Raw genomic sequence first — 15,917 nt, 5'->3', positions numbered from 1 at the left:
TAGATTGTGGAGTATTGGTTAAGAGGGTCATCGTGTGGGGTCTTAGAGAATATGAAACAGGATATTTATCAGAAGATCGATAGGCAGGCCAATGCAAGATACAGGGAGCATATGCAGGATTACAGCCCATTATACAACCTCCACTCATGGTTCCTCAATTCGTGGCGGAGTGTCCGCCAATCGTAATTGAATAGTCGGAGCCATTACAATTCCCAGAGGATGCTGTCTGACTCGCCGACGAGAGCGACGCTTTGGGTGATTGTTTCTTCTGCGACACTGACTGTGATGGCTGGTGCAATACTCGGGCCAGTCGTCCCACAAATTCAGACAGGCGTCGGTGTCTCGGAGTCGCTAGCGGGACTCATTATTACAACCCACGCGGCCTTCATCGTCCTCACAAGTCCGGTCGCGGGCATACTCGTTGACCGATTCGGCCCACGTCGGCCTTTTATTGGCGGATTACTTCTGTATGCGGTCGGCGGTGGGACAGGGTTAGTTATCGACGACTTCATCCCATTACTCGTCTCCCGCGCTGTACTGGGTGTCGGCGTCGCCTTCGTCTATACTGGAATCACAGTCCTGATCTACGATCTTTATGAAGGCCAACAAATGAATAGAGCACTCGGCCTGCGAAGCGGAGCCAATAGTGTTGGTGGGGCCGTCTGGCCACTGGTGGGGGGCGGGCTCGGCACTGTCTCATGGCAACTTCCGTTCGGCGTCTATCTCATCGCGCTCCCGCTCGGGCTTGCCGCGATAGCAACGATTCCGCCTACTACACGTGAAACGGGCGTTCCGACAACGCAGAATGAGTCCTCAAGCGACAATAGCCATACCGGTTCCAATGGTTTGGCTGCCATTGCCAGTGGGTTCCAGCGGCAGCCAGCACTGCTGTTAATCTATCTGCTCTACTTCGGAACGAATGCGTTTTTGTACGCCATCGTCGTATATTATCCGCAACTCCTCGAAACGGTCGGCGTCACATCGTCGCTCTGGATTGGCCTCTATCTGACAGTTAATGGCATCGCTGGTGGCGTTTCAGGAACGCTGTACGACAGACTGAAATCGCGGGTTGACGCTCGTTTCCTCGTTCTCGTGGCGTTCATTCTGTGGACGATTGCGTTTGGGACCGCCGCAAGTGTGAACTCACCAATCGGATTAGTGATCCCGGTCGCTCTGTTTGGTTTTGGCGTCGGGCTCGTCTTTCCGTCGGCGTTCATTTGGATTGAGGCGCTTGCTCCCAAACAACTTCAGGGTCAGTTCAGTTCGTATCTGGCGATGGCTGGATACATCGGCCAGTTTGTGTCACCGATTCTGTTCGGCGTATTCGTGTCTCCATTCGGCATTCGAGGCGTATTCATCGCCGCAGCGCTTTTTGCAAGCGTTGGAATGGCGACACTCAGTCTTGCGGTACTCACCTCACTCAGAAGATCCTCGGTGAAAGATCAATCCTAAGTCTGCTGGTTGTGCGAGTTGCCAATCCGTAGATTGCTGACTTCACATTCTATATTTTGCACGACAACCGATGACAATATCACAAATGCTAGAGATATTTCACCGAGTTCGGTAAGAGATTCATTAGCTTATTTGCTATCCATCAGATTCTACCCTTCCATCGTCAGTCGCAAGACTCGTCTGCCTCGTGGCAAGGAACCGCTCAGGGACGCTCTCGAATGCATCCAGTCCTACCTGTTCGGTCCCCTCAACGTCGACACCGCTATGATCGATTTGCCATGTAGCAGACTCACGCTCGAAGCCACCGTCGAAGGCTGAGAGTTCTGTTCGACGAGCAGGTTTGGCGGCTGCTTCAAGTTCCTCAGTACGGTCCGAGAGCCAGTCCATCTGGTCGAACATCCCGTCAAAGTCGCGCTCCTGAAACGGGAACCGGACACTCGCCTTCGGTGGGAGGGCAGTGTGTGTCTCCCGGCCGGTCCGAATCGCAGTTGGCCGTCCATCGAAGATCCCGCGCTCACGCAGTGCGTCGACGTATTGACTGCCGGCCAGAACGACTAGCTCTCGACATGGAGATTCCTCCTGATCGGCGGCGTATGGTCGGTGGAGCCAAACAGCCAGTGCCGAGTGGACGCGAAGTGCCCAGCAATCTAGTCGGCTTGCGACTCGGTCCCCCGACGGGAGCCAATAGTGTGACTCGCCCTCAATGGCCTCGCCGCGCAGGTCCTCGATGGTCGTGTCGTACGGAGCAACCGTCTGCCGAGGCATCAAGATCCCGTGTTCTGCAGAGAGGATGACCCAAGAGTTCGCCCGTCGGTCAGCAGTTCGCGCCCACTGGACAGCTGCCTCGGCATACGATCGTTTGACTACAAAGTACGACGATGTATACAAATCGCGAGCTGCAACTGGCTGGTCGGTTTTCGCGTCGCCGCATCCAATCAGTACGAAGCGGCCACGAGTCCGCTCAGTCTGTGTAGTAGTCATCTGTCTCCCTCACCCCACCAGGGAGTTACAAAACTCTTTGAGACTGTCCGGTCGGCTCTAGCCGTAGACCTCGGTGGGAGTGAGTCCTGCCCGGTATTCGATTCTGTCTCGCTCGTGTTGGCTTCGGTATGCAAGTGTCTGTCCGTTCTCGTACTCGACGACAATCGCATCTTCAAGACCATTCATAGTCGCTCTCGAACCGTCAGCGGCCCAAACAGGGTCCATCGGTTCCGCTGTGAGCAGACTCCGGTCCGTCTCTACGGTCGGCCACACACCCCGCGATTTCCAGTAAGACCGGATTTGTCTCAGGCTCTCTCGAACCGTCTCCCGGATTGAGAGGTGATCCGCACTCCCGTAACCGTGTGGCGAGAAGTACTCGCCATGCAGCGCTGCTAGATGAACCCCGTTCCAGTCCACGCCGACGATGTCGGCTGGTTTCTCACCAGTCACACGCGGCTGTGTTAACTCCTCGATCACCGGATACTGCTTCGTCGGACTTGCACCCAGCAGATGCACTCGCCGTCCCCGCCAGTCCACTATGTCCGTGTACTCCTCTGCGGTCTGATCGGAGTAGCCCATCGGGTAACCGAGTACAATGTCGTCGTCGATCTCCTCGATTGCCTCGTGGCACTTCGGGACGATAATGACCTCTGTCCCCGGAAACTTTCGTTTCAGTTCCCGTGCAGCTTGGTTGTACCGTCGCGCTTCCTGCCGGTCGTATGCATCGCCGAGCATCCCGATCGATGGCTCGTACTGCTCGAAGCGTTCGATATACCGATCCAAGTCAGGATTCCGGAAGTCGTTATCCAGCATCTCGATCGGGACGTCGACGTTCCGCAGCGAGGACTGGTAGCTGTAGTCCTCGCGAACGCCGACAGTGAATCCAAGCCGATAAGCATCGATCACGAAAGGCTCGCGATGGAGGAATCCGACCCACTCAGCCTGCTTTGCATCGCTGATAACCGTCGCTGACCAAGAGTGTCGTGCTTCTGAAGACATGGAGAATACCGAGCGCGCCCACCGGCGCGCCCAGCTGGCAGGCGCGGCAAAAAACTACCAGACGGCCTAAATACGGAGATGGGAAGAAGTGTCTACTAGAATGACGGAAGGCGTCGAATCGCAGTACGACAACCCTGAGAACTACACGGGAGACTGCCATCCAGATTGAGCTTACAGGATTGTCTTCCGAAAGCAGTTGGACAACAATATCTGCGCCAACTGCAAGACACACACCGTCCAGAGAATTTGGAGGTCCTGCGACGAATCCCTACCGAGCGTGCTGAATTCTCGCTACGGAACCACCTGCCCTCAGATCCGCGATTGGTGGTCCAGCGCTTCCGTTGACAAAATATACTCTGACAACTGGCCCACCACCAAAGGGTCGAACGAGTCAGAGACGTGCCGGACGTTCCACAGCCCAGACTGATACACCTCGGATTTCGGCGAATGGTATCCAAGCCAATCGAGGTCCGACGGCCCTGCAGATCGACGATGATGCGACACCATCGCGATGGTATGTGACTCAATCTCGGCTCGGTCACACTCGGGTCCGGGGTCCCCGGGAACGTCTACCCACAGAAACGGCAGATCCCGGATGTACTCCGACACACGCCGTTCGAGTTCGTGTTCCTGCTCGCGAACAGCGGTCGTCTCGGCGTCGGGATTCTGATCTCCCCAATGGGGCTGCTCGTCGTGCCAGCCGTGCTTCTCGATCAGCGCCCGCCCGACGTGCAAGCGGAAGATTGAGCCCCGGTGGTTCCCGCCGCCGGCGTACTTGCCCCGAACGTTGCCCCGATGCTGCCTGAGTCGGTTCCAGAGTGTGTTCGACGAGCCGGCACTAACGCCGACAGTCCCGATTCGGGAGAGTCGCCAATTCTCCGGTTTGTCTGCTCGGAGGTCACTCCCCGGTGAGAAAAAGAAATACACCCCTCTGTCGGGCCAGTCCAGTCGCCCGTTTACATCTCTGAGGTAGTACGGTCCTCCAATCTGGTCACGCAAATCTGCTAAAACACTCAAGAACTGTCCGACAGGACTGCTACCAGACGCTGCTGTTGAACGCATATTCTCTCTCGCCCAGCAAGGGAGTCACAAAATATGGCTCTCAGGCATCCCGAACACACACAGTTCCGCTTAGCTGTCACCTTCGACGGCGTCGATCAGATCCGCCGCAGTCGATGAGATTCGGTTCAACCGGTCCTGCAACGTCTCGGGAGCATCGCCGTCCCACGTTTCGAGGTAAAACGCTGAGTTGTCGGGGTCCAGCCCGAAATGCCGACTCACGACGTAGGCGACCGCCTCGGCTTCGACCTCGCGTTTCGACCGCTCCATCTCATCGTCGACGTCAAAGTGAAGATCGGCGTGGGCAAATTCGTGAATCAGTGTACTCGCAAGAGCGGCCCGATTGTCCCGGTCGACCGCTTCCACCATCGGGTTCGCCGATGTCACGCTTCGGCGCTGGCAGACACCTCGGGCAGACCCATGCTCCCACTCCCTTGGAGCGACGATTCGTGTGTCGACGCCGATCTCGTCGGTGGCATCCAAGAGGTCCTCAACAAGTCCATCCGGGTCGCCATGAGCTTCTGTCTCCAGTCCGGGAAGTGGCTCGCCTTCGGTCTGGGAGACATCGAACACTGACGTTGGTCGAAAGCCGACCAGCCCCCGCTGCCACTCCTCGGGCTCTGTCTCGTCGTACTCACACTCCGTGTTCTCGTGATACGATGGCGAGTTCCCGCATTCGGGACACTTCTTCGTGATAATCGGTGCCCAGATCCAGATAGCGCTCTCGCCGCTCTGGACGTATCGGTCGAACTCGTCTTTCCACGTATTGTACCCCGCAACGCGGGTCGCTTCGGGACACTGGAGCTTGATCAGCAGCGTATTCCGAGCGCTGTAGTCATGGAACTTGCTCTGCACGTCAAGCCATTCCTGAAACTGCTCGCTGGCCTGTGCCTCGTTGGTGAGATCAACAAGGTCCTCGACCCACGAGTCAAGCCGCTCACGCATCTCGTCGTCGCGGGAGTCCGAGTCGTCGAATGTGCAGGTGCTCTGCTGGCTAGACTGCTCTGGAGTGTCTGACTGTATCGTTGACATTGGTCTGTTTCCGGGACGCACTCTCGGGTACGCCCCCGCATCTCCACTGGGGGACAGAAAATCGACGCTGTAGCTCACTGAGACAAGAGTGAGCTGGCTACTCCTCGCATCTAGCCTCCCAGCCCTTGTGGAAGTACACCAGCGCCAAGTCCGAGTTGAAGCACTGGCCAGACGGGACGTGCTGCAAGACTTCTTGCTCTGGAATCGGCTCAACTACGCCCTCCTCAAGCAGACGAGTGACTACGTCGCGGCCACGTGGCTCGTCGATCTCGACAGTATCGGGACGCTGTCGGTCGCGGTCCTGTGCGATCTGTTCGCGCTCGAAACGCTCGTAGTCTGGAACTGTTTCGGTCGGGTCCATAGTGGAGAATCCCTCACCCGGCTGGGGGACACAAAAATCAAAGTTAACCAACAGAACAGAAGTATGGCAGTCGGTGTTGGTTAAGACACCACCGTTTCCGCAAAACCACGGGAAGCCGCGTCAGTTCGGGAGCTTCGGTGCAATAACGAACTGCATCGCTCCATCGGCGTCGGGGAACTCCGATTTCAGCACGAGCGGTACTTCGTCTCCGATGTGTAACACCCGATTCGTGCCGTCTGGAAGGCCAGCGTTTGCAGATCTGACTAATGAGGAATCCAGTTTGACCTCGACATCCGCAGGCTCGAAGGCGATGAGATCAGTCTTCGCTCGACGGTACGTCATGCTGTCAGTGTCGCCGCTTGCGACGAACCGCATCTCTCCGGCCTCAGAATCCACTATGAGGTCAAACCGGTCGCCAAGCATATCCGCTGCCGAGAGTCCAAGCGACATATCATCTGGACTCAGATGGACGGTCGCTGGAATGTCAATATCCGGCATTTCAACAGGGTAGCGGAGCGATTCAACCGGGTCCAGTTCGATAGTGCGCGTTATTCCGTCGATGTTGATCTCGAGTGTGCTACTTGCTGCATCGAGTGCAAACTGTACGAGGTCGCCCGCATTACCGATCGAGAGTGCATCTCGAACCCGTCCGACATCCACTCCGAGCGTCCCTGTCGCTGCGTCGAAAGAACTGAACGAACTCCCAGCGACACGGAGATCGACCATCGCATATCCCTGCCGGTCGGCTGCTCGAATTGCAATCCCAGAGTCCTTAATCCCCAGTCGTGCCTTGTCTGTGACCGTGCCTACTGCCGAGAATATCTGGTCGAACAACTGCACGTCTCCGCTCATCTGGAGATACTGTGGGACGTCAAGCGTCAGGAGATCCGTGGTATCCACGTCCGCTGGTGTCTCATCCGCTGTTTCTGACGCGTTCGTTTCGGTGTCTGTAGTTGCTGTCTCGGTGCTACTGGCTGCTGTTGACTGTGACATCTCGATTCCCTCCGCTTCCCAGAGGGGCCACAAAATCTACCGTTGGCGACGTCGATGTCACACCTGCTGTGGATACGTTTCCGTATCCATCGGAAGGGTGAAACAGCTGCTGTGTAGGTGTGCTTACTGATCGAGGTCCGGTTGTATCAATACTGTCAATGAATCTGCATCGCGGCCAACTGGTTCAACTCGGAATCCATGAGCGTCAGCGATGTATCGGATATCACTCGAGACAAGGTCGATGTCACCAGCATTGTATATCTGAGGAAGAAACCGACGCCAACCAGAGGGTTTCTCACGCCGGTCCTCTAGATGAAGTGGAACTACTCCACTGGCCTCCTTATCGTAACCCTTGTCCCGAGTAATCGCACTATATCCGCGTGCGTGAAGCGCAATAAGTAGTTCTTGGAAGTCATCGGCCATCGTCTCACCCAAACGTCACTAAAATAATAAGTGCTTCCACGATTCGTACCCACACTACCTGCACTGACACTGCCGTCATGAATGTGTTCGCCGTATTTACAACAACCAGTTAGGGGACCACCGATGCGAGACGATGCGTTCGATAGTCGACTGTCCATCGCGAGTAGTTCTGTGTGATTCGGTACTCTCGGACGACGGCAACATTCTCTAGTGACTCGTCGGGCTGCTCCCACGCAAATTCGTAGCCAGCGACCACATCTCCCCCTTCGAGATATCCGACTGGATGCTCGGGGCCGTCCCACTCGACTGAGACTATGTCGCCACCGTTGGGGGATTGAACTCCACGGCTGACTGTCCCTTGAATAACGGATGGATCAGCGGTCAACCCGTGCAGCTGTGCCAAGTCGCTGGCTCGGATGGTGAACTTGTCTTCCTCTCCGAGAAATGAGTGCCGAGCCTCCTCCCGAGTTGTTGAGTGGTAGTCTATCGTCTCGATACTGACACCGAGAGCGCCAGATAGCAGATGGGCAAACTCAGCAGCCCCCGTGAGGACTGCTTGGTTCTGCTCCTCGATCTGCAGGGTCGTTTCCGGCGTCCGAAGCTTCTGTGTAGGCGGAGATGCCGGCCGCTCGACGGGCATACAACTGCACAGGAGCGTGCCTTCTGGCCCCGTCAGAATCCACGGCTGTTTCCCACATGGGATTGCGGAGTATTTTGATGCCGTGTACCGCCCACCACCAGTGAGGACTCGAAGTGCTTTTTCGAGTGCTTGGGCGTCGATGCCGTACCCGTAGCTGTCTGCAAGTCCGTCGATGAATGTGACTCGTGTGTCGATTGAGTCGAAATCGCCGTACGTGGCTGGAATTTGTAAGAGATCGCCATTTCCGCACTCTGCGACGTACTTTCCGACGTCGCCGTCGACAACCCACCGAGTTTGCTGCTTGTGTGTCCGACCAGCCGACGTGTTGATCGTCGACGCTGGCCGCTGAGTTGTGAGGCCCCAGTCCTTGTCTGGGGACGCCCAACTGGCTCCGTCGCGATCGGGCGCGCGACACGTCGTCGCACATCGAGCGATGTTCACCGCATCGGGAGTGAGGTCGTTGTCGGCGCTGTCTCCGTCTCCGAACGTACCGAGCGTGAGGTCAGTCATCCTCTCACCCGTCAGAGGAACACAAAATTTGAGCCTCTTGAAACCGCTACCCAACAGATTAACTCAGTCTGCCCAGAATGTGGTAGGAAGGTTTGGGAGAGGAAGATTTCGATTGGAATATTTGAAGGATAACAGTGATACCAAGGAGAGCGTGACCGGTGTTGCCAGTTTTGCCAATAATGCCGTAGTATAAGTACCCCTCACACTCCACTATTGCCAGTAACGAGAAGATAAATTGGAAGGCAGAGATTGACTCCATTCTAGTCTAGGTATTATTTTGCTATATCTCACTAAGTTTTACTCAGTACAGTTGTGTTTTAATATACACTGTATTAAAACTATCGGTGATAATATAGGATTTATTCAGCCCCTTCAGTTGAAGCGAAGGTTCACTGGCAATAGTGGAGTGTGTGTGTTATATAAGGGACTGCTATACTGGCATAACTGGTTCTGGTGGTTGGTTAATGGTGATACTGGAACCCGTGGTTTTATTGTAGCTCTGTCTCAAGTCCGCTTATGGGTCGATTCAATCGAGAATCGTTCATTATCCAGGACAAAGATGTCCTCCGAGATGATTACCAGCCAGAGACACTTGAGGAACGAGACGAAGAACTTGACGAATATGCGGCCGCTCTCCGTCCTGTCATTCAGGGTTGGCAACCGAACAACGTCTTTCTCTACGGCGTCACCGGTGTCGGAAAGACAGCTGCGACGCACGATTTGCTTGAGGAACTGCAGGAATCCGCTGAAGAGTACGACGATGTTGATCTCAACGTTATCGAACTCAATTGTACCGGTTGCACCACGTCCTATCAGGTAGCGGTTAATCTCGTGAACGAGATTCGTTCTCCTTCTCATCCTCTCACCACAGTCTCATCTACGCGCGAACCTATGAGCGAAACCGGGTATCAGCAAAAGCGGATCTTCAATGAACTCTACAACGATCTTGAGTCGATCGGTGGGACTATTCTCGTTGTTTTGGACGAGATTGATAACATCGGTTCAGATGACGATATTCTATATGAGCTTCCGCGAGCACGCTCTCAATTGGATCTCGATGTGAAAATCGGTGTGGTGGGCATCTCGAACGACTTCAAGTTCCGAGAAAATCTTTCTCCGAAAGTCAAGGACACTCTTTGCGAAGAGGAGATCCTGTTCCCACCGTACGACGCAAATGAACTGCAGAATATTCTCAAACAGCGAGCCGATATCGCGCTTTACGACGATGTCCTTGAATCAGATGTAATCCCGTTGTGTGCAGCGTTCTCTGCACAGGACTCAGGATCTGCCCGGCAGGCGTTACGCTTACTCCGGAAAGCAGCTGATATCGCCGAGAACAATGCAATGGCTGGCGGCGAGGCGAAAGTAACCGAAGAGCACGTTCGGGAGGCTGAGCATCAGATTCAACGACAACAGGTCGTTGAAGGGATGCATTCGTTAACCCGGCAGGGTCAGTATGTATTGCTGACTGTCTGTCAGTTAGCGGCTGAGGGAGAGACACCCGAACGAACGAAACTCATCTATGAACGGTATCAAGAAGTTCTTCGAAATCACGGTAGCGAACCGTTGAAACGTAGGCGAGTACACGATCACCTATCGGACTTGAGCCTCCACGGGATCTTACAGTTGGTCGATTCATCGAGTGGACGCGGGAACTACAACGAATACGAGCTTGATGTCTCTCTGTCGTCGGCTCTTGATGCACTGGAGAGTGAATTAGGGGAGCTTGATGACATCCGTGAAACCGCAAAGCGACATCGAATTCTGGAGTGATCTCGGAACCGTCAACACCAGTACTGCCAATAACCTCTCCACCTTTGCCAGTAATCACGCAACCGATAGTGCCAGTTTCTCCAGTACCCTCTCCACTTTTGCCAGTTTTATCTAAATGACTGTAAAATAATCTAATCTTCTGACACCCCCAGTGCCAGTATTATTCATCATACTTTTGTATCCTGTTTTTACTGGCAATAGTGGTGTGTCTGACAAATTATCAAAATGTATAGGGTAAAACTATTCATGCCTCTGCTGACACACAGAATCGACTGCTTACGACAGTCAATTCTTGAGTTCCAGAATGAAGTGGTATTAGAACCTTAGAAAAGATGCAGGAACCTACAATTAACCAATATTTATGAATTCATCGAGGGCTACTTGGGGGGACTCCGACATGGTTACGGTGGTTTCAAGCACGACGGCCGTCTACGGTTGGCAATAGTGAGAGAATGTCGAGTGTGATGAAACAGTGCGATCTGTTCAGGTAATCGACCAGTCCTCAGGGAGCACGACACGGGCTGAGCATGTCATCGGCGTAGATGAATCTGGTCAAGTAGTTGGACCGGAGCCATTTGCCCTCGCTGTAGTTCGGTGTCCTCGGGAGAATAGTGAGCGCCTCGCCGAACTGCTTCTAGAGCATGAGCTGGCTCCGTGGCAAGCGAAATCTCAGACACTGGTGGAAAATGCGACACCCACGGAACGAAATCAGCGAGTACAGGGGTTGATGGAATCGCTAACTGAGGAGTCGATCCCATGGGGTGTCGCTGTTGGGCGCTCACAAGAGTCGATCCATCACAAGGCAGCGGCAGTCTGTGTTCTCGCAAAAAAGACGATTACATCCGTGGACGAATTCAGTGGTGATTCAATCCTTATCCCGGATGGCGCTCCGAGTATGTATGGGGATAGCCAGGCACATCTCCGAACGCAAGCGTCACAGGTCTTCGATGGATCGTTTCAATCGACGTTTGGTGGCGTATACGTGACTGGGCTTCCGAAAGCCGATCTCACATATCCTGAGGTTACAGCGGCCGACTATATCGCAGGCTACGTCCGAAACAGGATCGACGAGGGGACGGAGCAGGTTCATACGCTCCCTGAGGAAGTTGTACGGTTTGATACAAACTGGCGTGAACCATCAGTGTCTCCCGTCCCGTTCTATCGAATCCGTGGCGTCGGTGGTGACTACGGGACACTTGAATGCACTCGTGTTGCGGCGTGGATCAAAGGACGACATCCCGACAATGACGGGTTTGACGTGACCTCTCAATGGGAAAATACAATTCAGATGCTCGAGTCACAACAACTTCAGAGATATCTCTTGGAGACTATCGCGCCGTAGGATCGGACGTCATCAGGACGTGGGCCACTACCCCACATCCCTAGCCGGATCAGTCCCGAGGGTTCAACCCAGCGGGCCTGGTCCGCGTCCTCATTCTTCTTTAATCAGCGAACGCCAATAAGCCTTTCCTGCCAATCCCTGCATAGCCTATGCCAGCAATCTATGCCTACATAATAGTCGTTTACACTCGACACTTGGGGTGTCCCCTATCTTGATTCAGCGAGAGAATCCCAGCCCTTCCCGTGAGTGACGAGTGTTCCGACGTGCTGTCAGAATCTTGTGTGCCTCTCCGTCCAGTTAGATATCAATTCCGTCGCTTACAGCGGCACCCCTCGTTGCCGCTGTAACAGAATTTGGTACAGACCGCTTCGGCAGTGATAGACTGATGTCTCACCCACCAATCTTATTTTGCTGACGGCCACAGGCAATGAAGAACCCAGTATCTGCGACCCACTCCACAGATTCTTGAAACAGGTCAAATGGCTCATTCATATTCAGCCGTCAACTCTCCGTCGACGGTGACTGTTCGCGAGCATTCCGGATATCTTCAAAGTATGGATCAACAGTCTCCATGTCTTGAACGACATCCCGCAGCGCCTGCAACACGGCAATCACGAAGGCGTATTGTAGATCAAGCTCCCGGGCGGCGACCCGTTCGGACATCCCGCCATCAGCATACGGAACTGCATAGGTGAGTGCAGCCGCGAGTTTCCCAAGCCCGTGCTTTTCCAGGAGGAGATTGAGGTCTTGGTCCTGCGGTGAGCGACCGACGGCCTCAATGAGAGTTGGGGTCACGGTGTACTCGTCACCACCGAGATTTGCCGTGAGTGTAATCGGGACCGCTGAATATGTGTGCGTCTTCTGGTCCTCATCCCGGGTCACAACACCAAGGTCAACAAGCGTCCCCATATCCGAATACGCTGTCGTTCTGGGAGTCTCTAGTGCGGCAACAATATCATCGATAGTCACCTCTCCCTCACGAAGGACGAACGTGTAAAGACGGGCCAGCCGTGGCTCTTCCAGCAGCTGGGCAATCGACATGAGACGATTGATAGCCCGTTCTGTGTCCCCGGTGGCTTTCGACATACAATTCATAATTCATGTATTGAGTAATAACTGTTGGGACGACGCCAAACAGTGAGTCTTCCACTATTAGTCGGATACCTACTGCTGGTGACGATGAATTTCATCGCGAACGATAGTGCGAATTTCCTGCTCTGGAAGGCTTGTCTCACTGGGGATATCTGGTTGCTCGAGTGGCTCAAGTTGTTGTGCAGCGGCCTGAAGGCGGTCATCGTCAGCCTCAGCATAAAAATAGAGTTCACGGCGATTGTCGTAGAGGTTCCGCAACGTTGACTCAGCCACTGGGGTTCCATCAGCAGCCTCGGGGTAGGTGTAACCTTGCTCGACACGTTCGAGCGCGCGTCGAACAGTCAGGAACTCGTCGGCGTTGACGCGGAGATAGCCGTCTTCGACATCGAATCCAGCGGGTGGTCGTCCAGTCCATCGGCCGGCCTCTTTCGCAGCGTCGATACCGGACTGAATCCGGCGGAGTTTCTGTTTGTGCTCCACGCGAGCGAGGTCACCCATCACACCGGCAATAAGCTGGCTCACCGTTCTGTCGACGAGGTCGTCCTCAAGGCTAATTTCAAGACCGACCTCTCGGTCCTGAATGCCAGTTTCGTGACTGAGACAGAATTCGAGGAACTCGTGGATTTCACCGGCACCGAGTCGAGAGAGTCGTGAGAGTTCGTGGACGACGACAGTATCTAAATGTCCAGCTTCGATATCTGCACGGAGTCGTTGGTACTCATCTCCGCGATCAGTGTTGGTCCCACTGATGATGTCTGCGTACTCGTGAATCTCCGCGTCGTCGTATGTGTCTTGACCAAACTCCCGCAGTTCGTCGAGTTGTCGCTTCGGGTCTTGATCTGTTGTTGAGACGCGTGCGTAAATCCCGATTTCGGACATGCTTCTTGCGGCGGGGGCTAAGTTTATAAATCACGCACCTTTTCGCGGGGCCGTAGAAAGCACTAGCTTCTCGCTATCATCTGGAGAAAGTCCATCCACTTCGAGGTAGCAACAATGATCGGAAGCCATACTCAGTACTTCACAAAGCCGGTTAGTTGAGAGGTCTGCTTGCTGAAGTGTGCCTAATACCCCGCAAGCAGACGGTGAAATCCACGAGGACCAGCTTCTTAACTTCCTCGTCAACGCGCTTGACGAGGAAGTTGATCTCGGTCTCGGAGCTAATGCTGAAATCGATGCTGAGGACATTTACGAGGTCCTCGTCGGCGCTTGCGCCGACGGGACCTCGATATCTGAACTCTGCGACACCAGTGAAGATTCTCCCCACGAAAACACGGTTCTGTACCACCTCCGCGAAAAATTCGACCTAACGTCGGTTGAACGAGTCGGAAACGCACTTCTACAGCAGGACGTTCTGGAGGTGCTTCCCGAGCAGGTGGAGGTCGTCGCAGACCTCCACCTGCGGCCCTACTACGGTGACGAGGACGAAACAGAGGGCCTCTATCACTCGGAAGCGAAGCGTGGAACCACGGCGTTCCACGCGTATGCGACACTGTACGCGCGTGTGAAGAATAAGCGATACACGCTGGCGGTGCGCCGTCTCGTCGACGGCGACACCGCCAGCACTGTCCTCGCTGAGTTTCTTGGTCTACTCGACGGCCTTGACTTCGGCGTCAAGGCCGTCTATCTTGACCGAGAATTCTACGATAGCAAGTGTCTCACGCTCCTTCACGCGCACAATTACGCGTACGTGATGCCAACCATCCGGTGGGGAAAGACGATCAAGCAGGAACTCTCAGAAGGATGGAGCCGTGTCATCCAACACGAGCTAACGGGGAAACTCGACGGTCACAGCTGGACCGTCGAGTTTCCTGTCTACATCGACTGTACCTACCAAAACGGACGGTACGACGAACATGGAGTGGCGCGTCACGGCTACGCCGCTGACGCGCCGTTCATCGAAACACCACGAGATGCCCGATACCACTATGCGAAACGCTTCGGTATCGAGGCCAGCTACCGACTCTCTGAACAAAGTATCGTGACGACCACGACGCAGAATCCGATTGTACGGCTGTTGTACGTCGTGGTTAGTCTCCTCTTGCAGAATGTGTGGCGGTATCTCCATTGGGAGTATGTGGCGACGCTCCGCCGTGGCGGGCGTCGCCTCTGGAAGTGGTCATTCGAGGAGTTCATCAACATGCTGTGTCGGGCATCGTGGACGGCCCTCGCGGTGCGTCGGGCCGTCCCCGCAAACCAGCCACCAGACGACCGGTTCCACCGGTAATCACCGATCGAGAACGCCGCCTTGTGAGTGGCAATACTGCCGCGTCGGCGGCCGATCGCCGCCGACAGCGGCAGCTCTGCCTTCGATTAGCGTTCTCCGACCACTATTGACGACCCATCCCAACCGAATAGATAACTCAGGTCAGGTTAATTGGCGACGCTTTGTGAGGTACTGATACTCTGATATCTACTGATACGAGCGAACGATTCTTACATCTACTCCTCACCTAGAGATAGAGAATCCACGCCCGGAAAACCAAGCTGGAGCATATCAGTGCCCAAGCGGAATTCGGCACTCAAGACGGGCGGGCAAAGCGGACCCACAAGGTAGTTACTGACCGATGGCAACGCAAGAGAAAGAGAGTAATGTGCCTCGAACCAGCGAATTCGCGCGAGCGCCTCTCCATGGGGCTGGCGAAAGTGAACTAGGAAGCAGACCGGATCGCACAGCGACTTCGGACGGATCACAGTTGAGCGGCTGTCTCCCGAGTGTTCGCGAGGCAAGTCAAGCGAGGTTAAGATATCACCAAAGCGGTGTTCGGGAGCTGAACTGAAGGCAGCCGCTGGAGCCATCTGTCTCATCGAGAACATCCCGGACATACCGACCAATGATGTGAGGGATGAGGGAACCATCGAGACTCTCTGGGTTCCCTCCGACCCAGCTATAGGTCAAATCAGCTTGATAGACGCTGACTCCGAGAAAATTAAGTATATGTCCTAGCTGACCCCAGAGTCAAAGTTCGTCAGAGAGGGTGAACGGGGACGGATGGGCGCGCGATAAAAAAGGTCTGCTGTCCATTCGTCTTTAGTTAGGCCTCACCTCTTGATTGCGTAGCGGTAGCGAGCGTCTCTTGCAGTATTGGTCGTTGCTGATGGATTTTCTGTGCATCCTCGATCAGCTGTTCTAGTAACGGTGGCGGCGAGTAGCCGAGAAACTCACCAAGTTCAGAGAGGATGAGTTGGGCGTGCGACCGGAAGGTCGCCGCCCAACGCTCGGGCGGAAACACGATTTCATCGTCAGCCTGCTCGGTGACCCA

At 54.7% G+C, this 15,917-nt stretch carries 13 protein-coding genes and 1 pseudogene; 4 read left to right on the top strand and 10 right to left on the bottom strand.

What is annotated here, in order from left to right; translation table 11 throughout:
* Window positions 1-219 precede the first annotated feature (219 nt).
* Complete coding sequence (locus tag C437_RS12095) at window positions 220-1,452, top strand: MFS transporter (protein WP_049919762.1); 1,233 nt, start codon at window positions 220-222, stop codon at window positions 1,450-1,452.
* Between the two features lie 135 nt (window positions 1,453-1,587).
* On the opposite strand, the gene C437_RS12090 is transcribed toward C437_RS12095, so the two are convergent.
* From C437_RS12090 to C437_RS12055, 7 genes are all read right to left on the bottom strand, one after another.
* Window positions 1,588-2,433 carry a DUF6884 domain-containing protein gene (locus tag C437_RS12090; protein WP_049919761.1) on the bottom strand — a complete coding sequence of 282 codons (846 nt, stop codon included), beginning with the start codon at window positions 2,431-2,433 and terminating at the stop codon, window positions 1,588-1,590.
* Between the two features lie 57 nt (window positions 2,434-2,490).
* Window positions 2,491-3,432 carry a DUF6610 family protein gene (locus tag C437_RS12085; RefSeq protein ID WP_049919760.1) on the bottom strand — a complete coding sequence of 314 codons (942 nt, stop codon included), beginning with the start codon at window positions 3,430-3,432 and terminating at the stop codon, window positions 2,491-2,493.
* A gap of 309 nt (window positions 3,433-3,741) precedes the next feature.
* On the bottom strand, window positions 3,742-4,431 hold the full coding sequence (locus tag C437_RS12080) for a hypothetical protein (protein WP_241431672.1): 690 nt from the start codon (window positions 4,429-4,431) through the stop codon (window positions 3,742-3,744).
* Between the two features lie 132 nt (window positions 4,432-4,563).
* The gene (locus tag C437_RS12075; RefSeq protein ID WP_049919759.1) at window positions 4,564-5,523 is read right to left on the bottom strand and encodes an ArdC-like ssDNA-binding domain-containing protein; all 960 of its coding nucleotides are present in this window, start codon (window positions 5,521-5,523) and stop codon (window positions 4,564-4,566) included.
* Window positions 5,524-5,620: 97 nt separating this feature from the next.
* Window positions 5,621-5,884: a hypothetical protein gene (locus C437_RS12070; RefSeq protein WP_049919758.1), complete on the bottom strand. Its 264-nt coding sequence runs from the start codon at window positions 5,882-5,884 to the stop codon at window positions 5,621-5,623.
* A gap of 120 nt (window positions 5,885-6,004) precedes the next feature.
* Window positions 6,005-6,877, bottom strand: a complete 873-nt coding sequence (locus tag C437_RS12065; RefSeq protein WP_004517243.1) for a beta clamp domain-containing protein — start codon at window positions 6,875-6,877, stop codon at window positions 6,005-6,007.
* 532 nt (window positions 6,878-7,409) lie between these two features.
* Window positions 7,410-8,450 (bottom strand): hypothetical protein, encoded by a 1,041-nt coding sequence (locus C437_RS12055; protein ID WP_004517242.1) that lies wholly within the window; start codon window positions 8,448-8,450, stop codon window positions 7,410-7,412.
* A gap of 516 nt (window positions 8,451-8,966) precedes the next feature.
* Here C437_RS12055 and C437_RS12045 point away from each other — a divergent pair.
* Window positions 8,967-10,223: an orc1/cdc6 family replication initiation protein gene (locus C437_RS12045; RefSeq protein WP_049919755.1), complete on the top strand. Its 1,257-nt coding sequence runs from the start codon at window positions 8,967-8,969 to the stop codon at window positions 10,221-10,223.
* Window positions 10,224-10,950: 727 nt separating this feature from the next.
* Window positions 10,951-11,565: a hypothetical protein gene (locus tag C437_RS12040; protein ID WP_004517239.1), complete on the top strand. Its 615-nt coding sequence runs from the start codon at window positions 10,951-10,953 to the stop codon at window positions 11,563-11,565.
* Window positions 11,566-12,066: 501 nt separating this feature from the next.
* Here the strand turns inward: C437_RS12040 and C437_RS12035 are convergent.
* Both C437_RS12035 and C437_RS12030 read right to left on the bottom strand, forming a co-directional pair.
* Entirely contained in the window at window positions 12,067-12,651 is a 585-nt protein-coding gene (locus tag C437_RS12035; RefSeq protein WP_004517238.1) for a DUF7437 domain-containing protein, read from the bottom strand.
* A gap of 78 nt (window positions 12,652-12,729) precedes the next feature.
* Window positions 12,730-13,536 carry a recombinase family protein gene (locus C437_RS12030; RefSeq protein ID WP_004517237.1) on the bottom strand — a complete coding sequence of 269 codons (807 nt, stop codon included), beginning with the start codon at window positions 13,534-13,536 and terminating at the stop codon, window positions 12,730-12,732.
* Window positions 13,537-13,714: 178 nt separating this feature from the next.
* On the opposite strand from C437_RS12030, the gene C437_RS12025 reads away from it, so the two are divergent.
* Window positions 13,715-14,881 carry an ISH3 family transposase gene (locus tag C437_RS12025; protein ID WP_004517236.1) on the top strand — a complete coding sequence of 389 codons (1,167 nt, stop codon included), beginning with the start codon at window positions 13,715-13,717 and terminating at the stop codon, window positions 14,879-14,881.
* Window positions 14,882-15,689: 808 nt separating this feature from the next.
* Here C437_RS12025 and C437_RS12020 read toward each other — a convergent pair.
* A pseudogene (locus C437_RS12020) lies at window positions 15,690-15,917 on the bottom strand (IS4 family transposase); the annotation flags it as partial.

It is taken from the genome of Haloarcula vallismortis ATCC 29715 (assembly GCF_000337775.1).
Lineage (GTDB): Archaea > Halobacteriota > Halobacteria > Halobacteriales > Haloarculaceae > Haloarcula > Haloarcula vallismortis.
This window is presented reverse-complemented; position numbering and strand designations above follow the sequence as displayed.

Coding starts and splice junctions, on each gene's coding strand:
- C437_RS12065 (WP_004517243.1), bottom strand. CDS start 6,877: ATGTCACAGTCAACAGCAGCCAGTAGCACCGAGACAGCAACTACAGAC.
- C437_RS12085 (WP_049919760.1), bottom strand. CDS start 3,432: ATGTCTTCAGAAGCACGACACTCTTGGTCAGCGACGGTTATCAGCGAT.
- C437_RS12070 (WP_049919758.1), bottom strand. CDS start 5,884: ATGGACCCGACCGAAACAGTTCCAGACTACGAGCGTTTCGAGCGCGAA.
- C437_RS12030 (WP_004517237.1), bottom strand. CDS start 13,536: ATGTCCGAAATCGGGATTTACGCACGCGTCTCAACAACAGATCAAGAC.
- C437_RS12035 (WP_004517238.1), bottom strand. CDS start 12,651: ATGTCGAAAGCCACCGGGGACACAGAACGGGCTATCAATCGTCTCATG.
- C437_RS12055 (WP_004517242.1), bottom strand. CDS start 8,450: ATGACTGACCTCACGCTCGGTACGTTCGGAGACGGAGACAGCGCCGAC.
- C437_RS12095 (WP_049919762.1), top strand. CDS start 220: ATGCTGTCTGACTCGCCGACGAGAGCGACGCTTTGGGTGATTGTTTCT.
- C437_RS12075 (WP_049919759.1), bottom strand. CDS start 5,523: ATGTCAACGATACAGTCAGACACTCCAGAGCAGTCTAGCCAGCAGAGC.
- C437_RS12090 (WP_049919761.1), bottom strand. CDS start 2,433: ATGACTACTACACAGACTGAGCGGACTCGTGGCCGCTTCGTACTGATT.
- C437_RS12045 (WP_049919755.1), top strand. CDS start 8,967: ATGGGTCGATTCAATCGAGAATCGTTCATTATCCAGGACAAAGATGTC.
- C437_RS12040 (WP_004517239.1), top strand. CDS start 10,951: ATGGAATCGCTAACTGAGGAGTCGATCCCATGGGGTGTCGCTGTTGGG.